Raw genomic sequence first — 26,586 nt, 5'->3', positions numbered from 1 at the left:
AAATATTATTTTATTTAGTATCTTGGTACTTGTAATTTTTACACTATGCTAAAAAAAACTACTCTACTTAATTTTTTTATCAGTTTTATTTGCTTCCATTTTGTAGCCGGACAAGATGTAGATTTATTTTCACAGTGGAATGGTAGATATGATTTCACATTTGTAGGAAATACTCTAAATCCTTTTGAAAACACATCTTATTCTCCAACTTATCTTTACACCAGTTCCTCCTCAAACTTAACATTACAACCCAATGATTCTGTTGTAGCCGCTTATTTATACTGGGCAGGAATGGGAATCGGCGACTTAAATATACAACTCAATGGTGTTGATTTCACACCAGACATACTATACAATACTATTGGGACACCAGATAACTTAGACTATTTTAGTGCCTTTAAAGACATTACTTCTTTTGTTCAAGCTACTGGTAACGGAACGTATACTTTATCAGAATTTGATTTGAACAGCTTAATTCCTCAATATTGGAGCAACGGTACACAGTTTGCAGGTTGGGCAATTTTAGTCATTTATGAAAATCCTAACTTAACACTTAATCAGATCAATGTTTACCAAGGTCTAGAAACCTTATCGCCAAATCGTCCTTTAGGAATCATTGATTCTAAAACAATTGATTTAAACAATCTTTATTTAATTAGTAATACAGGTGCAAAAATAGGTTTTGTTGCTTGGGAAGGAGACAGAGGTATTGAGTATGAGGAAAAATTAAATTTCACGGCAAATGGTGTTACAAATACCTTAAACAATAGTTTGAATCCATCTACTAATGCTTTTAACGGTACAAATACAGAAACAAATTCTTCTGTTTTATACAATATGGACTTAGATGTCTATTCTATCGAAAATTATATTATGCCTGGTACAACTTCCGCTTCGGTTACACTTCAATCGGGACAAGATTTTGTAATGTTGAATACCATTATTACCAAATTAAACAGCCAATTACCCGATGCTACAATTGAAATTGACGATTATAGTACAAGTTGTAATTCAGGCTCTATTTTAGTTGATTATACTGTTTACAATATAAATAGCACCGAAGCTTTGTCTGCAAATACACAAATAGGTTTTTATATAAACAGTCAATTAGTAGCTACTGCCGCTACCTTAAACGAAATTCCTATTGGTGGAGATGAAACAGGAAGTATCACCATTAATTTGCCTTCCAATACTCCTGAGCTTTTCAACTTGGTTGCAATGGTCGATTATAATTTTGCAATCACTGAAATAAACGAGACCAATAATCTCTTTGAAATGGAAATAATGCAATGGCTTTCTCCTTCATTCAATACTTTAGAAAATCTTACTTCTTGTAATATTGGTTTCACTCAAGGTATCTTTGATTTTTCAGATTATGAAGATTTGGTTAAAACAAATTCAGCTCATTTAGTGAGTTTTTATCATTCGCTAGAAGATGCCGAAAATCAAGAAAATGAAATCATCAATGTGTCAAATTATGAAGCACAAGCTACACCGCAAACTATTTTTATACGAATTGAAAATGATTTGGGTTGCTACAGCATTACTTCTTTTGACTTACTGACTCAAAATTGTCCACCGACAGTCTACAATGCGGTTTCTGCCAATTCAGATGGTTATAACGATGATTTTTTTATCGACGGTTTACGAGATATTTTTGTCAACTTTACATTGGAAATCTATAACCGCTGGGGAAGATTACTTTGGACAGGGAATAACAATAAACCCAATTGGAACGGTTATGTAGAAGATGGCGTAGGTGGTAAAAATGCTCCCGAGGGAACTTATTTTTATATCCTTCATTTAAACGATCCGGCTTATCCCGAGCCTTTAAGCGGTTATTTATACCTAACCTATTAATTACATGTTTTGCGTATAATAATTGTAGTCTTTTAAAAGAGTTTTGATAAAATCTTGATCGTTTCCTGACTGATTTTTGATTCCGGTGACTTGAATGATCTTGTCTCTCAATTTTATTAATGTGGCATAATCACGTGCGGCTACTGCTTTTTCAAAATTCTCTTTAATGATTCGTACATCATTATCTGAAAGTTTGATAACCAAAGGATAGGTTGGCACATAATCTTCATTTACTTCTTGAAGAATGGTATGATTAATATTGATATTATTTTTTAAAGAAATAACGGCAGTTCCGGCAGCTATATCACCTAATCTTTGATTACGTTTGTTCACAATCATAGTAATTAAAGCAATTAATCCGTTACCGATACTCAATTCGACAATACGAAATAACCAACGAATTAAATAATCTCCAAAACTTGCCTGATAACCATCTAATTTAATTACTTTAATTTTTGCAATTTTTTTACCGATGGTCTGCCCTTCCCAAAAACTTTCCTGAACCAAAGAATAAAACATAACGGGTAAACCCAATAAAGAAATAACTGCCATAACCGACCATTGATCTAAACCGTTAAAAATTCGGGACAAATCCGTTATCTCAAAAATGAAAATCACCAAAATAATATAGGCAATTTTGACCAATAAATCTAAAATTTGTGCCAGTAACCGATCGCCTACAGAAGCTGACGTAAAATTTATATTCACATTTTGTGTAGTGTTTATGGTTAATTGCATCATAATTTATATTTTAGCATTTCCATGAGAGAAGTTGCATTCATTAAACAAAATAAAGAAAAATGGCTTAATTTCGAACAAGCTATTTTTGGTAAAACTAAAAAAAATCCGGACGAGTTGGCTAGTTTATACATTCACTTAGTCAACGATTTGTCTTATGCACAAACCTATTATCCGAAAAGTAAAACTACGGTTTACTTGAATCATTTAGCAGCACAAACCTATCAAAAAATTTACAAAACTAAAAGAACTGAGACCAATAGAATTGCTTATTTTTTTAAAACCGAAGTTCCTTTATTGGTTTACGACTACCGAAGATACATTTTGTATGCCTTTATTACTTTCTTTCTACTAACGGGAATTGGTGTACTTTCAGCCCATAACGACGACAGTTTTGTACGCTTGATTTTAGGTGATTACTATGTCAACATGACCTTGGAAAATATTAAAGAAGGAGATCCTGTTGCCGTTTACAAAAGCGGAAGCAATTGGGGTAGTTTCATCGGTATAACGCTCAATAATTTAAAAGTGGGTACTATATCTTACTTTTTTGGCATCTTTTTAGGAATTGGCACCTTTTATATTTTAATGCAGAATTCCATTATGTTGGGTTCATTCCAATATTTCTTTTATCAGGAAAATGTATTTTGGGAAAGTGTTCGCGGTATTTGGATTCATGGCTCTATGGAAATTTTCGCTATGATTATTGAAGCCGGTGCCGGATTCATTTTAGGCGCTAGTATTTTATTTCCTCGAACCTATTCGCGTTTAAATTCATTCAAAATAGGATTCAAAAACAGCTTTAAAATTTTCATCAGCACCATGCCGTTTACTTTTGCTGCCGGATTTTTGGAAGGTTACATTACTCGATATGCTTTGCAAATGCCAACATTCTTGAGCATTTCCATCATTTTAATAACACTTTCTGCTATTGGTTATTACTACTTAATTTATCCGTTTGTAGTGCATCAAAAAGTAAAAAAATCAGTAGTTTTAGCGTAATATGAAATTTCATAAAAAACACATCAGTCTATTTTTTAGCTTTGCTTTTGCTTTGCAATCTTTGGCCCAAAGGACAAATGATAGCATTGCTTCTGCCAATAGAAGATTTGGTACTTCATTGGGTGAAAAATACAACGGAAGCGATTTCAATTACGAGGCTGAACAACATGTTAACGAACCTACTTTTTGGGAAAAATTAATGCGTGCGCTTCAAAATTTGATTTCTAGTATTTTTGGAGGAACTTCAACTTCTGATGCCATTAGCGGTTTCCAAATTGTACTTCGTGTTTTGGCTATTATCATTATTTTGATTGTGGTTTATTTCATCGTAAAAATGATTATCAATAAAGAAGGCGGTTGGATTTTTAGTCGCTCAAGCAAAAAAATAAATGTTACCGAAAACGTAGAAGAAAACATTCATACCATCGATTTTAAAACCATAGTTTCTGAAGCCGTTAGCGGGAAAAATTTCCGCGTAGCCATTCGTTATTATTATTTGTGGTTGCTCAAATCGCTTTCCGATAAAGAAATTATTGAATGGGATATTGAAAAAACCAATTCTGATTATTTATACGAAATTAACGATGCGGCTTTGCAAAAGGATTTCCGATTCCTTTCGTATGTGTACGAATACAGTTGGTATGGCGAATTTGAACTCACGGAAGAAGATTTCCACAAAGCTCAAAATGCCTTTTTAAAATCGATAGGAAAATAACAGCATGTCAAAACAATTAAAAATATTCATAGGAGTTCTAATTTTCATTTGGGTAGCCATCATTGCTATTGATGCGAGCCGACCTAAACCTGTAGATTGGCGCCAAACCTTCAAAATCAAAGATAAAATTCCATTTGGTTTATACATTTTTGACAACGAATGCGATGCTTTTTTCAAACCGCAATCGGTAACGCGATTCGGAAAAAGTCCTTACGAATTTTTAGACGCCAAATACCGTTACAAAGATTCGAGTTATGCTGTTTCCGGAACAGTACTATATATTGACAGCGAATTTGATATTGACAACGAATCGTTAGAAGAACTTATGTACTTTGCAAGTCATGGAAATTCAATTTTCTTGAGTTCTTTTGATTTCCCAAAGCTTTTGCAAGATTCGCTTGGCTTTAAAATGAGTTACAGCAATATTTTTAACGATACGTTGCAATTAGAAGTTCAAAATATTGAAAAATCTAAAAATTATTTCGACAAAGGAGTCAACAACGGCTATTTCATAAGCATTGATTCGGCAAAAACAGAAGTCTTAGGAAAACAGAAATACGGTAAAAAATTCGAGAACGAACAAACTAATTTTATCAAAGTTCCTTTTGGTGAAGGTGCTTTTTACTTGCACACACAACCCGAAGCGTTTACCAATTATTATCTAAAAAACAATCAATCTTACGCCGAAAGTGTCTTAAACATAATTCCGCAAAAAGATGCTATTTTCTGGAAAATTGATCGGTATGAAAGCGAAAATTTAGATCAATCGCCATTGCGTTTTATCTTTAGCGAACCTTCCTTAAAATGGGCTTGGCTTATCGCTATTTTTAGCATGATTTTCTTTATGATTTTCAATGCAAAACGCCGCCAGCGTGTCGTTCCCATCATTGAACCGCTAAAAAATACTACGGTAGAATTCATCAAAACTATTGGTAATTTATACTTTCAAGAAAAAAATCACTTGGACATTATTGAGAAAAAGATCAAATATTTACTTGAAAAAATTAGAAACGAATATTATATTGATACCTTTAATTTGGACGACATTTTTATCAAACGTCTACATCAAAAAACAGGTAAAAATATAGACGATATTACAAAACTCGTACATCATATCAACCAAATGCGAAGACAAACACAAGCTTTGGAAGCCGATTTGATTACCTTAAACCAACTGATTGAAAAATTAAATCTATAATGGAAAACTTTTTTGAAAACAATCCGCAAAACGAGACTAACGAAAATGCAGAACACGTAAATTTCGAATCTCGAATCAATCTACAACCGTTACAAGATGGCTTGTCGCAAATTCGTCAGGAAATTGCAAAGGTTATTGTAGGACAAAACAAAATGATCGACCAATTGTTAGTGGCAGTTTTGGCTAACGGACACGTTTTGTTGGAAGGTGTTCCCGGTGTTGCAAAAACCATCAGTGCTAAACTTTTGGCAAAAACGTTATCGCTTGATTTCAGTAGAATTCAGTTTACTCCTGATTTGATGCCTTCAGATATCATTGGTACTTCGGTTTTTGATTTGTCGAAATCTACTTTCGAATTCAAAAAAGGACCTATTTTTTCTAATTTTGTTTTAATTGACGAGATCAATCGTGCGCCTGCCAAAACGCAAGCCGCTTTGTTTGAAGTTATGGAAGAACGTCAAATTACTGCCGACGGAACTACCTATATTTTAGACAAACCTTTCTTAGTAATTGCTACGCAAAACCCTATTGAGCAAGAAGGAACCTATCGCCTTCCGGAAGCACAATTAGACCGTTTTTTATTCAAAGTAAATATTGGTTACCCTAATTTAGAAGAAGAAATCAAAATTCTATCTAAAGAAAACGAATTGAGAACCGATGATAAATTAGCAGCTATTGCTACTGTTTTATCGAAAAGTAACATTACCGACTTTCAGCATTTAATCAAACAAATCATCATTGAACCGCATTTAATTGAATACATTGCTAAAATTGTAGCTAATACGCGTGAAAATGCCTTTTTATATTTAGGCGCTTCGCCAAGAGCTTCTATCGCGATTTTAAATGCTGCGAAAGGTTTTGCCGCCATCAAAGGACGCGATTTTGTGACTCCAGATGATATTAAAGAAGCTACAATTCCTGTTTTACAACACCGCGTAGTGGTAACTCCGGAACGCGAAATGGAAGGAATTAACAGCACCGAAATCATCAAACAAATTATTGATGCCGTTGAAATTCCGCGTTAAGTCCAATTAATTTTTAAAGAACATGCTAGCCTTTTATAAGCAATTATATATCAACACTTTTTTCTTTTACTGCGTCATGGGAATCATCGCACTTTTTATAGTGTCGTTTTTTCTTCCCATGTTTTACAACGCAGCTTGGTATGCCTTATTTTTATTGCTAGCTTTTACAGTCATTGATGGTCTTTTGCTATTTGCTTCCGGAAAAAAAGTAACGGGTTCTCGCCTACTTCCCGAAAAATTATCGAACGGCGATGAAAACCCAATTACGGTTTACGTTCAAAATTATTACACGTTTCCCATTCACCTTAAAGCGATCGATGAAGTTCCGTTTCAGTTTCAACAACGCCATTTTGAAGTCCGTCGCAAAATAAAAACTCAGGCAAAAGACAGTTACCAATATTTTCTTCGTCCCACAGAACGCGGCGAATACACTTTTGGCAAACTGAACCTTTATGCTTCGTCTCCGCTTCGCCTCATCAGCAGACGATTTATGTATGAGGAAAACCAAATGGTTCCAACCTATCCGTCGTACATTCAATTGAAGAAATACGATTTAATGGCTTTTTCTAATAATTTGTTCCAATATGGTTTGAAAAAAATCAGACGCATTGGGCACACTATGGAATTTGAGCAAATTAAAGAATATGTGCAAGGTGATGACATCAGAACTATCAATTGGAAAGCGACTGCCAAGCGCAATCAACTCATGGTCAACCAATTTCAAGATGAAAAATCACAAAATGTTTACATGATTATTGATAAAGGAAGGGTAATGAAAATGCCTTTCAACGGATTGAGTTTGTTGGATTATGCGATTAATGCCACTTTGGTTTTATCTAATGTTATTCTGAAAAAACACGATAAAGCCGGAATGTTTACATTCTCTAAAAAAGTAGAAAACGTTGTTGCTGCCGAAAAACGTCAAAGCCAAATGCAGCAAATCATGGAGAATTTATACAACATTAAAACCGATTTCTTCGAAAGTGATTTTAGCCGTTTGTATGTAGATGTCAAAAAGAATATCAACCAACGTAGCTTGTTGCTATTGTATACCAATTTTGAAACTTTAGACAGCTTATACCGTCAATTGCCGTATCTAAAAGGAATGGCTAAAAATCATTTATTGGTTGTGGTTTTTTTTAACAATACCGAACTCAATGAGTTGATCCAGAAAAAAGCAACCAATGTTCAGGAAATCTACGACAAAACAATTGCCGAAAAATTCGCTTTTGAAAAACGATTAATTGTCAACGAATTAAAAAAATATGGTATTTACTCGGTTTTAACCGAACCCGAAAATCTTACGTTAGATACCATCAACAAATATTTAGAAATTAAAGCTAGAGGAATTTTGTAATTTTGCAAAATGAAAAAAATAGAATCTGTTCAAAATCCGTTTATCAAATCATTAGTTCAACTTCAGGAAAAAGCAAAAGTTAGAAAGCAAACCGGAACTTTTTTAATTGAAGGTCAACGCGAAATTGAATTGGCTTTAAAAGGCGGATATTCATTAAAAACAATTCTTTTTTTGCCTGAAATTTTTTCCGGAGACCAAGTAAATCGTTTGCCCATTTCGTCAGAAACCGAAACAATAGAAATTTCGAAAGAAGTCTATCAAAAATTAGCGTATCGCGATACTACCGAAGGAATTTTAGCTATTGCCGAATCCAAATCTTTAGCATTAACCGATTTAAAACTATCTGAAAATCCACTTATTTTAGTAGCCGAAGGTTTAGAAAAACCCGGAAACTTAGGTGCCGTTCTACGTACTGCCGATGCTGCCAACATTGATGCTGTAATTATAGCCAATCCAAGAGCTGATATTTACAACCCGAATATTGTACGTTCCAGTGTAGGTTGTTTGTTTACGAGACAAATTGCTGCGGGAACATCGGAAGAAGTCGTACAGTTTTTAAAAGACAAAAAGATCCGTATTTATTCGGCTACACTACAAGATTCAACCGAATATCACACCCAAGATTACACGTCGCCTACTGCTTTGGTCGTAGGAACAGAAGCCACAGGATTAACTCAAATTTGGCGTACAGAAAGTACTAAAAACATCATTATTCCAATGCAAGGTGAAATTGATTCTATGAATGTTTCGGTTGCTGCTGCCATTTTACTTTTTGAAGCGAAACGTCAACGAGATTTTAATTAAGATCTGTATAATAATTTACCACAAAGCTTCTCCTTTTTTAAAATAAAATTGTTAATTTCATTACTTTGTACTAACTTTAGATAGTTATTGAGGTTTTATATGGTAGAAATAGATTTAGAAGCAGAAAACAAAGCCATTGCGCAAGAATATAAAGAGCTTTTACGCATCAGTTATCAAACACTTTCCGATGAAGACAAAAAACTAATTCGCAAAGCTTTTGATGTTGCCGTAGATGCGCACAAAGATCAGAGACGAAAATCGGGAGAAGCTTATATCTTCCATCCTATTGCTGTGGCCAAAATTGTTGCAGCCGAAATTGGTTTGGGGGCCACTTCCATTGCTGCTGCTTTAATGCATGATGTTGTTGAAGACACCGATATCACTGTTGAAGATATAGAGCGAATGTTTAATCCTAAAATCGCTAAAATTGTTGAAGGATTAACCAAAATTGCTAAAGTAAAAACCGATCAGGATATTTCGCTTCAAGCCGAGAATTTCCGTAAAATGCTGTTGACACTTAATGAAGATGTTCGCGTGATTTTAATTAAAATAGCAGACCGTCTTCACAACATGCAAACTATGGGAAGCATGGCTGACTACAAACAGGCAAAGATTGCTTCGGAAACCTTATACATTTATGCTCCGTTAGCACACCGCTTAGGATTATACAACATCAAAACTCAATTAGAAGATTTAGGGTTAAAATATACTGAGCCTGAAGTTTACAACGAAATTGTAAGCAAAATAAAAGAAACCAAGCAAGAACAAGATGCTTATATCAAATCGATTTCTGATGTTTTAAGCAAATCTTTAGAAGACGAAGGTGTTGAATTCATTATCAAAGGCCGACCAAAATCGATTTATTCTATTCGTAGAAAAATGCGTACGCAAAAAGTAACTTTTGATGAAGTCTATGATAAATTTGCTTTGCGTATTATCTATAAATCCAACACTCATGATGAAAAATTCTTAGCGTGGAAAATTTACTCTATTGTAACCGATCATTATCGTCCAAGCCCTAGCCGTTTACGGGATTGGATTTCTTCACCAAAATCAACCGGATATGAAGCCTTACACACTACTGTAATGGGACCAAAAGGTCGCTGGGTTGAAATACAGGTTCGTAGTGAACGAATGGACGAAATTGCAGAAAAAGGATATGCAGCGCATTACAAATACAAAAATTCTAATGATACTGAAGAACACACTTTAGAAATTTGGTTAAACCAATTAAAAGAAGCTTTGGAAAACCAAACTTCAAGTGCTGTAGATTTTGTAGAAGATTTCAAACTGAACTTATACGCTAAAGAAATTTATGTTTTTACACCAAAAGGCGATATTAAATCATTGCCAAAAGGTGCTACTTCATTAGATTTTGCCTTCGCTATTCACTCTGAAATTGGTGCACATACACGAGGAACACGAGTGAACGGAAAATTAGTTCCGTTAAATCACGTCTTAAATAGTGGTGATCAGGTTGAAGTCATTACTTCTCCGAATCAAAAACCGACAGCACAATGGCTCGATTATGTTTCCACGTCAAGAGCTAAAAATAAGATCAAAAATGTTCTGAACGAAGACATTAAAAAAATCGGTGAAGAAGGAAAAGAAATTTTGGAACGAAAACTTCGTCATTTAAAAATAACCTTAAATGAAAACGTAGTGAATGAATTAGTAGTTTATTTTAAACTACAGACTAGTTTGGATTTGTTTTACCGAATGGGAATTGGGACTATCGATAACCAACAACTTAAAGAATACGCGGCTCAAAAAAGCAACACTTTGGTTAATTTCTTTAAGAAAACCATCAAACGTTCTCCAAATCCACAACCTGAAATCATTCATCGCGATGAAATCAGCAAAAAATACGACTTATTAGTTTTTGGAAAAGAACAAGAAAAACTAGACTATAAATTAGCCAATTGCTGTAATCCGATTCCGGGTGATGATGTTTTTGGCTTTATTACCATTAATGAAGGAATTAAAGTGCATCGAAAAGATTGTCCAAATGCAATTAGCATGCAATCCAACTATGCGTATCGAATTATTCAAGCCAAATGGATTGACTCCTCTCAAGAAGAATTCAAAGCCATTTTAGAAATTACAGGAATGGATACTCTTGGTTTGACCAATGAACTAACCAAAATTATCTCTAACGAAATGCACGTAAACATTCAAAACATTACCTTAAGCGGTGACGCCGGTATTTTTAATGGCCGAATTACAGTTGTCGTTCAAAACAATACCGTATTGAAAAAACTCATGGATAATATTAAAAAAGTAGACGGCGTAGACAAAGTAACACGAGTTTATCAAAACTAAGTTTTCTTTTCATTTTTTCAGATGTTTTTCACATTCAAAAAATAAAAGTATCTTTGTAGCTGTTTCATTTTAGAACTAATGGAAAACAACAACAATCAAGACATTGTAAAAAACGTATTTACTAAATACTTAGAAGAAAAAGCACATCGCAAAACTCCTGAGCGATATGCTATACTTCAGGAAATATACAATTCAAGTGAACATTTTGATATTGAATCATTGTATATCAAAATGAAAAATAAAAATTATCGTGTTAGTAGAGCAACACTTTACAATACGATAGAACTCCTATTAGACTGCGGATTGGTTCGTCGTCATCAGTTTGGGCAAAACCAAGCACATTACGAAAAATCGTATTTCGACAAACAACATGATCATATTATTTTAACCGATTCAGGTGAAGTTATTGAATTTTGCGATCCAAGAATCCAACAAATTAAAAAAACAATGGAAGAAATGTTTGGTATCGAAATTCAAAATCACTCACTGTATTTCTACGGAACAAAGAAAGAAAATAACACAACAAACTAATACTAACTCATAATTACTAACTACTAAAAATGACTGTAGATTTACTACTAGGACTGCAATGGGGCGACGAAGGTAAAGGAAAAATCGTTGACGTTCTTACTTCAAAATACGATATTATTGCTCGTTTTCAAGGTGGTCCAAATGCCGGACATACTTTGGAATTTGACGGAATCAAACACGTTTTAAGAACTATTCCTTCCGGAATTTTCCACAAAAACGCTATCAACATCATCGGTAATGGTGTAGTGATGGATCCGGTTGTTTTCCAAAAAGAAATTGAAGGTTTAGCTAAATTTGATATGGATGTAACTTCTAAGTTATTCATTTCGCGTAAAGCACACCTTATTTTACCTACCCACCGTTTATTAGATGCCGCTTCTGAAGCTTCTAAAGGTAAAGCAAAAATTGGTTCAACCTTAAAAGGTATTGGTCCTACTTATATGGATAAAACCGGAAGAAACGGTTTGCGTATAGGTGATATTGAATTAGAAGATTTCAACCAACGTTACAGAGCATTAGCGGATAAACACGAAGCTATGATCTCTTTTTATGACGTTGATCTACAATACAATTTAAAAGAAATGGAAGACGAATTCTTTGCTGCAGTAGAAGCATTGAAGCAATTGACTTTCATTGACAGTGAAGATTATTTGAACAAAGCACTTAAAGAAGGTAAATCTATTCTAGCAGAAGGTGCTCAAGGTTCTTTATTAGATGTTGATTTCGGAACGTATCCGTTTGTAACTTCATCAAACACTACTGCTGCCGGAGCTTGTACAGGTTTAGGTATTGCTCCTAACCGAGTAAAAGATGTATTCGGAATTTTCAAGGCTTATACTACTCGTGTAGGTTCAGGTCCATTCCCAACAGAATTATTTGATGAAGTAGGTGCTACTATGGCTAAAGTGGGTAACGAATTTGGTTCAGTAACCGGACGTGCTCGTCGTTGTGGCTGGTTAGACCTAGTTGCTTTAAAATATGCTGTTGAAATCAACGGTGTTACTCAATTGTACATGATGAAAGGCGATGTTCTTTCTGGTTTTGATACGTTAAAAGTTTGTACAGCTTACGAATATCAAGGAAAACAAATTGATCATTTGCCATACAATATTGAACCGGAAAACGTTCAGCCGGTTTATACCGAATTAAAAGGTTGGAAAGCTGATTTAACAGGAATGTCTACGTATGATGAACTTCCTCAAGAATTAAAAGAGTATATCACTTTTATTGAAAAAGAAGTTGAAGTACCTATTAAAGTTATCTCTGTAGGTCCTGATAGAACACAAACCATTACAAAATAATTGAAAAGCGTTCCAATTAGGAGCGCTTTTTTTATAAAAAATTCTTAATTCACAAAGGCATTTCGAGTTTTTACTTATTTTTGACACAAAATAGTCCAGATTGAAAAAATTAGCCTTATATATTGCCTGCCTCCTAAGTTTTATTCAAGTTCTTCATGCGCAAGAAACTAAAAAACAGATATCTAATCCACAACAAGGCAAAAAAATTATTGTAGAAAACTCTGATTTCGTGGATCGCGATCAAAACGAAATTCCGGGAGCTACTGTTTTCACCGGAAATGTTCGCGTTCTACACAATGGTGTCAAAATCAATTGCAATAAAGCCTATTATTTTGATAAAGAAAACTATATCAAGGCTTTCGGAAATGTCCGAATCAATCAAGGCGACACCATTACCTTAAACAGTAAATATGCTGAATATGACGGGCAAAAAGAATTGGCTTTTGCTACTGGCGATGTTTTTCTTCGTTCTCCTGAATCTACTTTAACAACCGATACGATTTATTTTGACAAAAAAAGTCAAATGGCATTTTACAACAGCTATGGAACTATTGTAAACAAAGAAAATACGCTAAAAAGTAAATCGGGAAAATACTTTTTGGAGACCAAAAAATATCAGTTCAACACAAAAGTTGTGGTAACCAATCCGAAAGCAAAAATTGAAACCAATCATTTGGATTTCTACGAAAATTCGGGACACGCTTATGTTTTTGGCCCTTCAACCATTACAAACGAAGGAAATGTAATTTATACCGAAAACGGATTTTACGACACCAATAACAATACCGGAAAACTACTCAAGAATTCAAAAATCACCTACGATAATAAAATCATTGAAGGAGATGATTTGTTTTACGACCAATCGAGAAATTTTTCAAAAGCAGTTAATAATGTCAAAATAACGGATACTATTAATAATATGGTCGCTAAAGGACATTATGCTGAAATGTGGCGCGATCCGATTACTCGAAAAGATTCCATCATTTTAACTAAACGTGCCGTGGTTATTTCAAAAGTGGAAGACGATTCTCTTTACATGCATGGAAAAAAAATATTGGTTACAGGACCGCCGGAAGATCGAACAGTCCGAGCATTTAACAATGTTCGTTTTTACAAAACCGATATGAGCGGAAAATGTGACTCCTTACATTCTAACAATAAAAAAGCACTTACACAATTAATTGGTAATCCTGTGGTTTGGAATAATGAAAACCAAATGACCGGTGATGTTATGCATTTAATTGGTAACAATACTACCGAAAAACTGGATTCCTTAAAAGTGCTTAACAATGCTTTTTTAGTTCAAAAAGACACCTTGAGCGAAAACGGATATAACCAAATTAAGGGTCAAAACTTATACGGAAAATTCAAAGACAATAAACTATACCACGTCAATATTGACAAAAATGCCGAAGTAATCCATTACGCGTACAATGATGATAACGAATTAATTGGTATCGAGAAAAAGAAATGTAGTCGAATTGAAATGGAGATTGAAGACAACCAAATACAAACAGTAACTGGATTTAAAGCAGTTGAAAGTTATTTATATCCTGAAAAAGAATTCCCTGAAAATGTTAGAAAACTTAAAGGTTTTATCTGGCGGGGAGATGAACGAATAAAATCCAAAGAAGATATTTTTCCGGAAGAAGAGAACATTCTTCATGAACAAATTTTAATAGAAAGTAAAAAGAAGTCTACTGAAGACGATGTTCCTATGGAAGTGCTTCCTGAAACTTTAGATTACGACAAAAACAATCCAAAAGCAAAAGATAAAAAGACTGTAGAAAAGCAGCCCTAAAATCTGTAGTTTTCACTTTATTAGCTTAACCATTATGCTTAACGATTTCTATAAATACCAAGCACAAACCTCAGAATATCCTTTAGCCTTAGAAATTTCTCATGCCAAAGGAAGTTATATTTATGACACTAACGGAAAAGCCTATCTCGATTTTGTAGCCGGAGTTTCCGCAAATACTTTGGGACATCAACCTCAAAGAGTTAACGATGCCATTAAAGCACAATTGGACAAATATTCGCATGTAATGGTCTATGGTGAATTTGCCCAACATCCCGCAACCGAATTTTGTAAATTATTAGCTTCTCACCTTCCCGAACCTTTGAACAAAACCTATTTGGTTAATTCAGGTACGGAAGCTATTGAAGGTGCTTTAAAATTAGCCCGAAGAGTAACCGGTAGAAGTCAATGGATTTCTTGTTACAATGCATACCACGGAAATACGATGGGAAGCATGAGCGTTATGGGGTTTGAAGAACGTAAGCAAATCTTCCGCCCGTTAATTCCTGATGTTGATTTCATTACCTTTAACAACGAAGCCGACTTAGAAAAAATAACGACTAAAACCGCAGGTGTTTTATTAGAAACCATTCAAGGTGGAGCCGGATTCATTCAACCTGAAAACGACTTTTTGAAAAAAGTTCGACAACGTTGTGACGAAGTAGGAGCTTTATTGATCTTAGACGAAATTCAACCTGGCTTCGGTCGCACCGGAAAATTGTTCGGTTTTATGAATTACGATATTGTTCCCGATGTTGTGGTTATGGGAAAAGGAATGGCCAGCGGAATGCCTGTTGGCGCTTTCACCGCTTCTGATGCCATGATGGATTTATTAAGTCACGATCCAAAATTAGGTCATATTACTACTTTTGGCGGACATCCGGTTATTGCAGCGGCTTCATTGGCTACGCTACAAGAAATTACAGAAACGAACATCATGCAGGAAGTTTTAGAAAAAGAACAATTATTCCGAGAGCTTTTAGTCCACCCGCTTATCACGGAAGTTAGAGGTAAAGGATTAATGCTTGCTGCCATGACAGAAAGTCCTGAAATTACCAATCGTGTCATCTTAGAATCTTTGAAAAGAGGCGTTATGATGTTCTGGTTGTTATTTGAAGGTAAGGCGATTCGCACAACACCTCCTCTAACTCTGTCAAAAGAAGAAATCAAAGAAGGATGTGGCATTATTATTGAAGTACTAAATGAAATAGCAAGAGAATTGTAAACCAAAATTTTAGATTAGAAAATTTTTATAAAAAATCGTTTTTTTAACTTTTATGGTTTCTTTTCACTAATTGTTAATTAAATTGTTTAAAACAATTTGCTGTTTAAAAAATAGGCCCATATATATTCCTTAATTTTAGTAAGGACAAAACCATAAATTGCAAAGCGTATGAGATTGAGTCACGATGAAGAAGATAACAACCTTTCCCTTTCCAAGTTTGAGTCCATGTTAAAAACGAATAAAGTTTTCTTTTTTGATTCTGAAGAATTTGAAGACATTATTTTGCATTACATGGATACCGGAAGGATGAATTTAGCCAAAAAGGCTTTAAAATTGGGCTTAGAACAACATCCCAGATCTACAGGATTAAAGCTTGTTCAGGTTGAAATGCTGGTTTATGAAGACAAATTAGAGATTGCTGAAAAGTTGTTGGGCGAATTATATGCTATTGAACCGACTAATGAAGAAATTTACATTCAGCAGGCTAATATCCACTCGAAGAAAGACGAACACGAAAAAGCCATTGAATCTTTAAAAATTGCGTTAAAATATACGGATGACTATGCCGACGTGTATTCGATGATTGGTATGGAATATCTTTTTATGGATAATCTAGAGAAAGCTAAAGAATATTTCATCAAATGTTTGGAAGAAGACGAAGAAGACTATTCAGCACTATACAATGTAGTGTACTGTTATGACTTTTTAGATCAGAACGAACAGGCTATTGAATACTTAACAAAATTCATAGACAGAAGTCCGTACAGCGAAGTGGCTTGGCACCAATTAGGTCGCCAATACTACACGCTTAAAAACTTTGAAAAAGCAGTTTGGGCATTTGATTATGCTACTCTAATTGATGATACTTTTTTAGGCGCTTATATGGAAAAAGCCAAAGCACTTGAAAAGCTAAAACGTTATGCAGATGCGATTGAATGCTACAAACTTACCACTGAAATTGATGATGCTACTTCATTTGCCCTATTACGCATGGGAAAATGCTATGAAAAATTAGACAATAAAGAACAAGCCTTAAAATATTTCCACAAAACGGTTCACGAAGATCCTTTATTAGACAAAGGTTGGATTGCTATTACCGATTTTTATATCGGTGAAAAAAATTACCAAAAAGCCTTGTATTATGTCAATAAAGCTTTAGGTATTGATGCCGATAATAGTTTTTACTGGAAACGCTACGCCGCCATTAATGAAGCGCTTCAGTTTTTTGAAGAAGCGGAAATTGGTTATAAAAAAGCTTTTGAAAACGGAGATATCAACTTAGATACTTTTGTTTTGTGGTCCAATGCTTTACAACAGTTAGGCGAATATGATGCGGCGATTGAAATTTTATTACAATCACTTGAAGTTTTTCCCGATGAATATGAAATCGAATACCGTTTAGGCGGATTGTACTATTTGATTGGTGATGGCAAAAGCGGAAAATATCATTTAACCAACGCATTGCGTTTAAACTTTAACAATCATACTATTTTAGTAGATTATTTCCCTGGAGTTTGGATGAGAAAAGCAGTGCAAACCCTTATCGAAAAATTTAGAAACTAATGCTTTTTTACAGGTCATTCTACACTAAAATTTTACAGAGTAGAATGGCTTTTTTATGATCTTATGAGAAAACTATTTCCTGACTATCTTTTAATTACACTAAAAGGAATTGCCATGGGAGCTGCCGATGTTGTTCCCGGAGTTTCCGGCGGAACAATCGCTTTTATTTCCGGAATTTACCAAGAACTTATCGACAGCATCAACAAAATCAATTTAGGAACCTTAAAAACCTTAAAAACCAGCGGAATTAAAACTACTTGGGCCTCAATCAACGGAAATTTTCTTTTGGCATTGGTTACAGGAATCGGAATCAGCGTATTGACTTTTTCTAAGATCATCACACATTTATTAGAAACCCAACCTATTTTGGTTTGGTCGTTCTTCTTTGGTTTAGTAATTGCAAGTATTGTTTTCATTTGGAAAGAAATCACGCATTGGAAACCCAAAAGTATTTTAGCTTTACTCATAGGAACACTACTTTCCTACTACATCACTATTGCCGAACCTACACAATCACCGGAAAGTTTCCCTTATCTATTCCTTTCCGGATTTTTAGCTATTATTGCTATGATCCTACCCGGAGTTTCAGGAGCTTTCATCTTACTTTTAATGGGGTCTTATGCTACTGTTATCGGTACAATTAACCAACTACGTGAAGGTTTAACCCAAATGAATTTTGAAATTTTATCACAGGCTATTTTAAAACTTGTTGTTTTTGCTTTAGGTGCCATTTTAGGTTTAAAATTATTTTCAAGAGTGTTAACTTGGATGTTTGCGCATCATAAAAACACCACTTTAGCGCTACTTATCGGGTTTATGATAGGTTCGTTGAATAAAATTTGGCCTTGGAAAATAGTTTTAGAAACGCGTATTAACAGTCACGGCGAAGTCGTTCCGTTTATAGAAAAAAGTATTTTACCGCAATATTTTGATGGCGATGCTAAAATTATTGGTGCTATTATTATGTCAGTTTTCGGATTTTTATTAATTTTTGGTCTTGAAAAATTAGCCCTTAAATTGGGGAAAAAAGAGTAAAAATGGGAAAAAAGAAAAAAATTAAAAAGCAATTGAAATATGGATTAGTTGGACGAAATATTTCCTATTCTTTTTCCAGAAAATATTTTGCCGAAAAATTTACTTTATTACATTTTGACAATTGCGAATATGTCAATTTTGATATTGCATCTCTTGAGGATTTTCCTAAAGTTATAGCTGAAACCAAAGGTTTAAAAGGCTTAAACGTTACCATTCCATACAAAGAAGACATTATTCCTTATTTAGATTCGCTTTCTAAAACCGCTAGAAAAATTGGTGCAGTAAACACCATTACGGTTTCAAAGAAAAAACTAAAAGGCTACAATACCGATTATTACGGATTCAAAAAAGCGTTACTTCCGTTGCTAGAAGAACACCATACTAAAGCTTTAATTTTAGGAACCGGTGGTGCAAGCAAAGCTATTGCTTTTGCACTTCGAAAACTTAAAATTGAATTTGATTACGTGAGCCGAACTCCATCGGAATATGAATTGTCTTATGACGAACTAAACGCTGATATTTTCAAAGAATACACCATCGTTATCAATACTACACCACTCGGAACACATCCTAATGTTGAAGCTTGTCCTCCTCTTAATTATAGTTTGTTTTCAACAAAACACATTGCTTTTGATTTGGTCTACAATCCGGAAGAAACCACCTTTATGAAAAAAGCAAAAGAATACGGAGCTAAAACACAAAATGGATATGAAATGCTGGTTTTTCAAGCGGAAAAAGCATGGCGAATTTGGAACAAATAAATGAATTACACCAACTCTAAGTATAATAACAATCTCTATGGCAGATTATATAATTCTAAAATTAAAAATCGCTCATTAAATTTAAACTCCTAACTTCCTAATCTTAAACGACAAACCAATTTCATTGGCTCAAAAAAGCATACATTTGTCGGATTTTCTTTGAATTTTCATTCTGCTTTACTATCTTGGTACACAATTAGTAACCTTAAGCATTTAAAAAATGTTAGAAGATAAGCATGATAACCTGCACGAAGCAGATGGACAACCACAATTAGAGTCGCAAGAAAATGTTGTTGTAAAACCACAATCTGTTCAAGAAGAAATTGATAATTCTAATGCAGAAGAAAACGAAGACGACTCTTTAAAAGACAGACATAGTATCCCTATGCTGGATTATGATTCCATGTCCATGGAAGAACTCACTGCTGAACTGGAAAAACTGGTTAAGAACTACCAAGTAATGTCTATTAAAGACCATGCCGAAGAAATTCGCAAGGCTTTTATGAACCATTACAGCAATCTACTGGATGAAAAGCGTGAAGAATTTAACGCTTCTAACACGGACGAAAATGCTGAATTTGAATATCATTTACCTATCAAGCATAAATTTGACGAGGTATATGATTCTTACAAAGAAAAACGCAATCAACATTATAACCAATTACAAAAAAATCTAAAAAGTAATTTAACGAAGCGTACCGAACTTATCGAAGAGCTTAAAGCTTTAGTTGATAATACAGAGGAGACACTTACGATTGCCGACATGTTTAAGCGTTTAAACGATATTCGAGAACAATGGAAAAATGCAGGATCTATTCCTCGTGATAAATACAACATTGTTTGGAACAATTACCACTTCCATATCGAACGTTTCTACGATATGATTCACTTAGACAAGGAAGCTCGAGACCAAGATTTTAAACACAATTTAGAGCAAAAACAAGAAATCATTGGTAAAGCTAAAGAACTTTTACAAGAAGAAGATGTCTTAAAAGCCTTTCGTGAGTTACAAATGCTACACCGCGTTTGGAAAGAAGAAATTGGACCTGTAGATCGTGAACATCGTGAAGCTATTTGGAACGAGTTCAGCGATATTACAAAAGAAATGCACGACAAACGCGAAGCGTATATGTCTACGATTAAAGATCGTGAAGTTGAAAATCTTACAAAGAAGAAAGGAATTATTGCTCAAATCATTGCTTTAGGAAAAGAAAATATTACTTCGCACAATGGTTGGCAAGAGCAAATCAAAAAAATGGAAAGCTTAAGAGAAGCCTTCTTTAAAGCCGGGAAAGTACCTGCTGAAGTGAACGAACAAACTTGGGACGAATTCAAAACAGCTGTTCGAGATTTTAATTCCAATAAAAATGCTTTTTACAAAGAAATTAAAAACGAACAACAAGATAACCTGAATAAAAAGTTAGCATTGGTAGAACAAGCCAAGTCTTTAAAAGAAAGTGAAGATTTTGATACCGTTACACCAATTATGAAAAAAATTCAGGATGACTGGAAGAAAATTGGTCACGTTCCTAGAAAATATTCTGATAAAATTTGGGCTGAATTTAAAGACGCTTGTAATCACTATTTTGACCGCTTACATCAAGTACGAAATGCTGAAAACAAAGTAGAAATAGAAGCTTTTGACAAGAAAAAAGATTATTTAGAAGAATTAAAATCTTTTGTTTTAAGCGGCGATCACAAAACCGATTTAGACGCTATAAAAGCACATATTGAATCTTGGAAAGCTATTGGTAGAGTTCCTCACAACCGCCGTCATATTGAAGGTAAATTCAATAAAATTTTAGATGCTTTATTTGAAAAATTAAGTTTGTCTAAAAAAGATACCGAATTGATGAAGTTTGATGCTAAATTGGAACAATGGGTTGAAAATGAAGACAATCATGCCATTGAAAAAGAGCAATTCTTTATCAGAAAGAAAATTGACGAAGTGCAAAATGAGATCTTCCAATTGGAAAACAACATTCAGTTTATTACCAATGCCAAAAAAGACAATCCATTCTTAAAAGAAGTTCAAAAGAACATTGAACGTCACAAAGAAGATTTGAAACTTTGGAAAGACAAATTAGCAAAATTAAGAGAAATTTAATACCAAACCCCGAGTGAAAGCTTGGGGTTTCTTTTGTCTTATATACTGATTTTTATTCTATTAAAAAAGGGTATTTCTCGTAGCATTATCAATTCTTCTTTTATTTTACTTCTTCTTAAAAAAAACTACCTTTGAATTTCATCGAAATCTTTTACCATGTTTGATTACCGTTTAAAAGTATTTTATACCGTTGCTACCCGGCTGAGCTTTACCAAAGCCGCACAGGAACTGCATATCAGTCAGCCTGCGGTAACCAAACACATCAGAGAAATTGAACAACAGTTCAACACCAAGCTGTTTGACCGCAAAGGTGCAAGCATCCAACTTACACAAAGTGGTAAGATTTTATATGATTATGCTGTAAAAATCAGAGGCATTTATCGTGATTTGGAATTTGAAATGCATCAAGTAAATCAAAAGCAAAAAGGCAGACTTAGAATCGGAGCCAGTACTACGGTTGCGCAATATATTTTACCTGAAATTTTAGCTACTTTTCACTCGTATTATAAAGACATTCAAATTGAATTGATTACGCACAATACTGAAACCATTTCTTCATTACTGGAAAACCATACTATTGATTTGGGAATTATTGAAGGTGCTTCGCAATCTTCACTTTTGGAATATCATCCTTTTAAAAAAGATGAGATTGTGTTGGTTGCGCGTGCCCAACATCCTTTAGAAAATGCAACTTTAAAGCTAAATGATCTTTACGATACGGAACTGATTTTTCGCGAACCGGGTTCGGGTACTCAGGAATTCATCGAAAAACATCTACAGGATAAAGGTATTGCTCTTGAAAAATTGCAAGTTATCATGCATTTAGGAAGCAGCGAAAGCATCAAAAACTATCTGTTGCATTCTCAAGCAATGGCTTTTTTGTCTATTAGCAGCATTTTTCAGGAATTACAGAATCACACGCTTTCTATAATCGATATTAAAAGCTTTAATATTAATAGAACTTTCCAACTTATTTTACCGAAAGGCGAACGTTCGGAACTTATCAGCCTTTTCATGCAATTTCTTAACTATAACTTTTAGTTATCCGTCAAAACAAAATACAATTGGTTTGGTAATATAAAAATAAAGACTTTTGAATTCAGTAATTCAAAAAAATCTACTGATGAAAAGTATTGTTCAACCTCATTTTTTCCCCAAAGCATTATTTGTAACCTTAGGAATGCTTTGCTTTATTCCTTTTATATCTTCTCCTTCGGCTTTAGTCTTAGGTTTTATAACGGCATTAATAATAGGAAATCCATTCGAAAAACAATTGCATCGCATAATACACCTATTGTTACAAATTTCAATTGTAGGCTTAGGTTTTGGCTTGTCTATCGATGAAGCTTTGACCGCCGGAAAAACAGGTTTTAGTTTAACCGCTATAAGTATTTCAGTTCTTTTAATTCTTGGCTATGCTTTGGGTAAAATCTTCAAAATGGAAACTGCATTATCTTATTTAATTTCTGTTGGAACAGCTATTTGTGGCGGAAGTGCTATTGCTGCTGTTTCTCCTATTATCAAGCCTAATCCTCGTCAAATTTCACTAGCGTTAGCCATTGTATTTACACTGAACTCTATTGCCTTGTTTATTTATCCGATAATTGGTCATTTCTTAGGATTAACCCAAGAACAGTTTGGTTTATGGTGTGCTATTGGCATACATGATACCAGTTCAGTTGTAGGAGCTGCCAGTAAATATGGCGATGAAGCACTGAAAATTGCCACTACAGTTAAATTGGCTCGAGCTTTATGGATCATTCCGATCTCTTTATTTTCCATGTATTGGTTTAAAAATCAGTTTTCAAAAATTAAAATCCCATGGTTTATCGGACTATTTATTGTAGCAATTCTGCTGAATAGTTACTTTCCTGTATTCAACTCTCTAACACCTACCATTACACAATTCTCTAAATCGGGGTTGGCTTTAACTTTATTCTTAATCGGCTCCACTTTTACACTTCAAACCCTAAAAAGCATTGGAATAAAACCGTTACTCTTTGCCGTCATTCTTTGGCTCGTAATTAGTACAGGAAGTTTGTTTTTTATCGTTCATCTTTAAAATTCGTATTCTCGCTCTACTTTAGCAATCCTGACTTTATAGCTTTCGTACCAAAGGATTTTACCTTTTTCCTGAGCTAAAAGATGTTCGCTATTTTGTTTCCAATTGTGAATGGCTTCCAGACTTTCCCAATAAGAAACCGTAATCCCGATTTCACTTCTGGCACTTTCCACTCCTAAAAATCCGGATTGATTTTCTGCTAATTCTAACATTCGCGATGCCGTTTCTGAATATCCATCATCAATTGCTGTTCTTAATGAAGTAAAAATAACGGCATAATAAGGTAGTTTTTCATTTATTGAATGCATTTGACTCATTGAATTTGGATTGTTTAAACATTTATAAAGGCTAAATTAAATCTTTAGCGTTTTGATTTTTAAGAAAATTTAAATTAAATAGTAAGATGTTTTTTAAAACAGCAAATTATTATTACAAATCTCATTACATTATTCACATCATTATTACGTTTTCGTTAAAAAAAACTCAATACTTTTTTATTCACTTTTCAATTAAATAATTACCTTTATACCGTTAAAATCGTTAGCCAATCTAAGATGGAACGAATTTAGCTCAAAAAAGAACTAAAAACAAAACTGTCAATTTTTTAAAAAACCAATAAAAATCAATCATAAAAAATTGCAATCGTTATGAAATATTATTTAAGCTCCTGTAACTGACAATAATTGAGTTTCTTAACTCATGATTGTTTTTCTAAAAAACATTCAACTCCAAAAAACAAAGATAAACTAACTACACACACTCATTTTGAATTCATCTTATGAAAAAACAAATTATTATCGTTGGAGGTGGATTTGCAGGATTAAGATTAGCCCGCGAATTATCAAACACTGATTATCAGGTGATGGTCATTGACCGCAATAACTTTCATCAATTTCAACCTTTATTCTATCAAGTTGCCACATCTCGTTTAGACGCCAGTAATATTTCCTTTCCACTTCGAAAAGTATTCAATGATTCTGAAAATGTGACACTTCGTATTACAAATGTACTAAAAGTTATTCCTGAAGAAAACACTTTGGTTACCGAAATCGGAAACTTTTCGTATGATCATTTAGTTTTGGCCACCGGAGCCGACACTAATTATTTTGGCAATGAAAACATTCGCCAACATGCTTTTCCTATGAAAAGTACAGTCGAAGCACTTTACATTAGAATGCGTATTCTCCAAAATTTTGAAGACATGTATAAGACTCAAGATTTAGGAGTTCGAGAAGGGTTATACAACTACGTTATTGTAGGCGGGGGCCCTACAGGAGTAGAGCTTGCCGGTGCTTTAATGGAAATGAAACAGTATGTTTTACCAAAAGATTATCAAGATTTGGATATCAGTAAAATGAAAATCTACTTGATTGAAGCCGGTCCGAGATTGTTAGCCGCCATGTCTGAGTATTCTTCTAAAAAGGCGAAAAAGTATTTAGACGACATGGGAGTTGATGTTATGGTTCAAACTCAGGTGAAAGATTATGATGGCCAATGGGTAGAACTTGCCGATGGTACTAAAATCCGTTCCAATTTATTGATTTGGGCTGCCGGTGTTGCCGGAAATTATCCTGAAGGGATTGATACCAAGATAAAAGTACGTGGTAATCGAATGAAGGTCAATGAATTTCATCAAGTAGAAGGTTATGATAATATTTATGCCATTGGTGACATTTCTTACATGGAAACCCAACAATTTCCACACGGTCATCCTCAATTGGCAAATGTAGCTATACATCAAGCGGGAAATTTAGCTCATAATTTTAAGCAAAAACTAAAAGGCAAAAAATTCAAATCATTCTATTATACCAACAAAGGAAGTATGGCTACTGTAGGTCGAAGCAAGGCTGTTGTCGATTTACCTAAATTTAAATTCGGTGGCTTTATTGCCTGGTTGACTTGGATGTTGTTACACCTTTTATTTATCATGGGAATGCGTAACCGAATTCATGTATTTGTAAACTGGACAGCTGCTTATTTTAATAAAAATTCTTCTTTACGATTGATTTTCAAACCGTACATTCGAGACGATAAATAATAACAAACAAAAAATCCGAAGCAAAATTTTACTTCGGATTTCTTTATTATATACTAATAACTCTCTTTTTATTCTTTCTTAAAAGAAGAAAATACCTTTCCAAACATTTTTACAACAAACACAACTAAAATACCTGCAATTAGTCCAGAGGTAATTTCTTTTATAATTGATGGCACTTGAGGCAATAAATGGTGTAAAAAGTCAATATTATGAACTAAAATTCCACCGGAAACCATAATTAAAGCTATAGTTCCCACAACACCTAACAAACGAATAACAACAGGAAGTGCTTTGATTAAGAAATTTCCTAAGCTCGATAAAAACCCTTTGTTATTGGAACGTTTTAAAAGGTTGAAACCCGCATCGTCCATACGAACAATCAAGGCTACAATTCCGTAAACACCAACAGTTGCCAAAAAAGCTACAAAAGTTACCGTCAAAATTTGGGTTCCAATGCTTTTATCTAGAACAGTCCCCAAAGCCATTATGACAATCTCAATAGATAAAATGAAATCAGTTGTAATAGCCGATTTTACTTTTACTTTCTCAGCTTCTAAGCCAGTATCTTCTACAACTCCTATTTGATTTTCAGTCACTTTTTCTTTGCGATGAAAAAGATATTCTATTATTTTTTCTACACCTTCAAATGCTAAGAACAGTCCTCCACACACTAGAATAACTTTAATAGCAATTGGAAAAAAGTAATTAAGCGCTAATGCAATTGGAATAATAATTAATTTATTAAGAAATGAACCTTTGGTAATTGCCCAGAGTACGGGTAACTCGCGCGATGATACAAATCCGGTTGCTTTTTCCGCATTTACTGCTAAATCATCTCCTAAAATTCCAGCGGTTTTTTGAGTTGCAATCTTACTGCTCATTGCTACGTCGTCCATCAAAGATGCAATATCATCTAAAATTGCAAAAATACCTGATGCCATAAAATAGTATTGTTTTTGTATTGGGTTGTAAAATTAGTCTTTATTCTTATGAAAATAGTAAAACTATTATTTAAAATTTACTCAATGTTAATTGACTGATAATGAACTTTAAAAGCTAGAATCGCTTCGCTTCTTCCATTTGAGTTATTTGAAAATCAAAGATTTTCCAATTCCTTATTTTGGTAAGCGCTTCGCTTCTTCCA

The 26,586-nt window shown here is 34.0% G+C and carries 22 protein-coding genes; 19 read left to right on the top strand and 3 right to left on the bottom strand.

Going from position 1 to position 26,586, the window contains the following annotated elements:
- Positions 1 to 45 precede the first annotated feature (45 nt).
- Positions 46 to 1,860 (top strand): T9SS type B sorting domain-containing protein, encoded by a 1,815-nt coding sequence (locus ACUSJC_RS14435; RefSeq protein WP_449270267.1) that lies wholly within the window; start codon positions 46 to 48, stop codon positions 1,858 to 1,860.
- Here the strand turns inward: ACUSJC_RS14435 and ACUSJC_RS14430 are convergent, their stop codons facing one another.
- Positions 1,861 to 2,601, bottom strand: a complete 741-nt coding sequence (locus tag ACUSJC_RS14430; protein ID WP_449270266.1) for an RDD family protein — start codon at positions 2,599 to 2,601, stop codon at positions 1,861 to 1,863.
- Between the two features lie 21 nt (positions 2,602 to 2,622).
- Between ACUSJC_RS14430 and ACUSJC_RS14425 the strand changes: the two genes are divergently transcribed.
- From ACUSJC_RS14425 to ACUSJC_RS14345, 17 genes are all read left to right on the top strand, one after another.
- A complete protein-coding gene (locus tag ACUSJC_RS14425; RefSeq protein ID WP_449270265.1) occupies positions 2,623 to 3,600 on the top strand; it encodes a stage II sporulation protein M in 978 nt (325 codons plus the stop codon).
- 1 nt (position 3,601) lies between these two features.
- A complete protein-coding gene (locus ACUSJC_RS14420; RefSeq protein ID WP_449270264.1) occupies positions 3,602 to 4,315 on the top strand; it encodes a DUF4129 domain-containing protein in 714 nt (237 codons plus the stop codon).
- Between the two features lie 4 nt (positions 4,316 to 4,319).
- The gene (locus ACUSJC_RS14415) at positions 4,320 to 5,513 is read left to right on the top strand and encodes a DUF4350 domain-containing protein (RefSeq protein WP_449270263.1); all 1,194 of its coding nucleotides are present in this window, start codon (positions 4,320 to 4,322) and stop codon (positions 5,511 to 5,513) included.
- Positions 5,513 to 6,538, top strand: a complete 1,026-nt coding sequence (locus tag ACUSJC_RS14410; protein WP_449270262.1) for an AAA family ATPase — start codon at positions 5,513 to 5,515, stop codon at positions 6,536 to 6,538. The genes ACUSJC_RS14415 and ACUSJC_RS14410 overlap by 1 nt, the downstream gene beginning before the upstream one ends.
- Before the next feature lie 22 nt (positions 6,539 to 6,560).
- Positions 6,561 to 7,895, top strand: coding sequence for a DUF58 domain-containing protein (locus ACUSJC_RS14405; RefSeq protein WP_449270261.1), 1,335 nt, complete (start codon positions 6,561 to 6,563; stop codon positions 7,893 to 7,895).
- A 9-nt stretch (positions 7,896 to 7,904) separates the two neighbouring features.
- The gene (locus ACUSJC_RS14400) at positions 7,905 to 8,699 is read left to right on the top strand and encodes a TrmH family RNA methyltransferase (RefSeq protein ID WP_449270260.1); all 795 of its coding nucleotides are present in this window, start codon (positions 7,905 to 7,907) and stop codon (positions 8,697 to 8,699) included.
- Between the two features lie 99 nt (positions 8,700 to 8,798).
- The gene (locus ACUSJC_RS14395; protein ID WP_449270259.1) at positions 8,799 to 11,021 is read left to right on the top strand and encodes a RelA/SpoT family protein; all 2,223 of its coding nucleotides are present in this window, start codon (positions 8,799 to 8,801) and stop codon (positions 11,019 to 11,021) included.
- A gap of 78 nt (positions 11,022 to 11,099) precedes the next feature.
- The gene (locus ACUSJC_RS14390) at positions 11,100 to 11,552 is read left to right on the top strand and encodes a Fur family transcriptional regulator (protein WP_449270258.1); all 453 of its coding nucleotides are present in this window, start codon (positions 11,100 to 11,102) and stop codon (positions 11,550 to 11,552) included.
- Positions 11,553 to 11,581: 29 nt separating this feature from the next.
- A complete protein-coding gene (locus tag ACUSJC_RS14385; RefSeq protein ID WP_449270257.1) occupies positions 11,582 to 12,853 on the top strand; it encodes an adenylosuccinate synthase in 1,272 nt (423 codons plus the stop codon).
- A 100-nt stretch (positions 12,854 to 12,953) separates the two neighbouring features.
- Positions 12,954 to 14,654, top strand: coding sequence for an OstA-like protein (locus ACUSJC_RS14380; protein WP_449270256.1), 1,701 nt, complete (start codon positions 12,954 to 12,956; stop codon positions 14,652 to 14,654).
- 34 nt (positions 14,655 to 14,688) lie between these two features.
- The gene (locus ACUSJC_RS14375; RefSeq protein WP_449270255.1) at positions 14,689 to 15,876 is read left to right on the top strand and encodes an aspartate aminotransferase family protein; all 1,188 of its coding nucleotides are present in this window, start codon (positions 14,689 to 14,691) and stop codon (positions 15,874 to 15,876) included.
- Positions 15,877 to 16,044: 168 nt separating this feature from the next.
- Complete coding sequence (locus tag ACUSJC_RS14370) at positions 16,045 to 17,439, top strand: tetratricopeptide repeat protein (protein ID WP_449270254.1); 1,395 nt, start codon at positions 16,045 to 16,047, stop codon at positions 17,437 to 17,439.
- 63 nt (positions 17,440 to 17,502) lie between these two features.
- A complete protein-coding gene (locus ACUSJC_RS14365; RefSeq protein ID WP_449270253.1) occupies positions 17,503 to 18,474 on the top strand; it encodes a DUF368 domain-containing protein in 972 nt (323 codons plus the stop codon).
- A gap of 2 nt (positions 18,475 to 18,476) precedes the next feature.
- Positions 18,477 to 19,235 (top strand): shikimate dehydrogenase family protein, encoded by a 759-nt coding sequence (locus ACUSJC_RS14360; protein WP_449270252.1) that lies wholly within the window; start codon positions 18,477 to 18,479, stop codon positions 19,233 to 19,235.
- 220 nt (positions 19,236 to 19,455) lie between these two features.
- Positions 19,456 to 21,342 carry a DUF349 domain-containing protein gene (locus tag ACUSJC_RS14355; protein WP_449270251.1) on the top strand — a complete coding sequence of 629 codons (1,887 nt, stop codon included), beginning with the start codon at positions 19,456 to 19,458 and terminating at the stop codon, positions 21,340 to 21,342.
- A 156-nt stretch (positions 21,343 to 21,498) separates the two neighbouring features.
- Entirely contained in the window at positions 21,499 to 22,383 is an 885-nt protein-coding gene (locus ACUSJC_RS14350; RefSeq protein WP_449270250.1) for a LysR substrate-binding domain-containing protein, read from the top strand.
- A gap of 82 nt (positions 22,384 to 22,465) precedes the next feature.
- The gene (locus ACUSJC_RS14345) at positions 22,466 to 23,404 is read left to right on the top strand and encodes a YeiH family protein (protein ID WP_449270249.1); all 939 of its coding nucleotides are present in this window, start codon (positions 22,466 to 22,468) and stop codon (positions 23,402 to 23,404) included.
- Here the strand turns inward: ACUSJC_RS14345 and ACUSJC_RS14340 are convergent.
- Complete coding sequence (locus tag ACUSJC_RS14340; RefSeq protein WP_449270248.1) at positions 23,401 to 23,721, bottom strand: antibiotic biosynthesis monooxygenase family protein; 321 nt, start codon at positions 23,719 to 23,721, stop codon at positions 23,401 to 23,403. The two genes, ACUSJC_RS14345 and ACUSJC_RS14340, sit on opposite strands and share 4 nt — an antisense overlap.
- 461 nt (positions 23,722 to 24,182) lie before the next feature.
- Between ACUSJC_RS14340 and ACUSJC_RS14335 the strand changes: the two genes are divergently transcribed.
- Positions 24,183 to 25,442: an NAD(P)/FAD-dependent oxidoreductase gene (locus ACUSJC_RS14335; protein WP_449270247.1), complete on the top strand. Its 1,260-nt coding sequence runs from the start codon at positions 24,183 to 24,185 to the stop codon at positions 25,440 to 25,442.
- Between the two features lie 68 nt (positions 25,443 to 25,510).
- Here the strand turns inward: ACUSJC_RS14335 and ACUSJC_RS14330 are convergent, their stop codons facing one another.
- Positions 25,511 to 26,383 (bottom strand): DUF808 domain-containing protein, encoded by an 873-nt coding sequence (locus ACUSJC_RS14330; protein ID WP_449270246.1) that lies wholly within the window; start codon positions 26,381 to 26,383, stop codon positions 25,511 to 25,513.
- Between the last annotated feature and the right edge of the window lie 203 nt (positions 26,384 to 26,586).

The organism is Flavobacterium sp. U410, from assembly GCF_053570605.1.
Note: the sequence above shows the minus strand (reverse complement) of the source record. Positions and strands in the feature narration are given on the sequence as shown.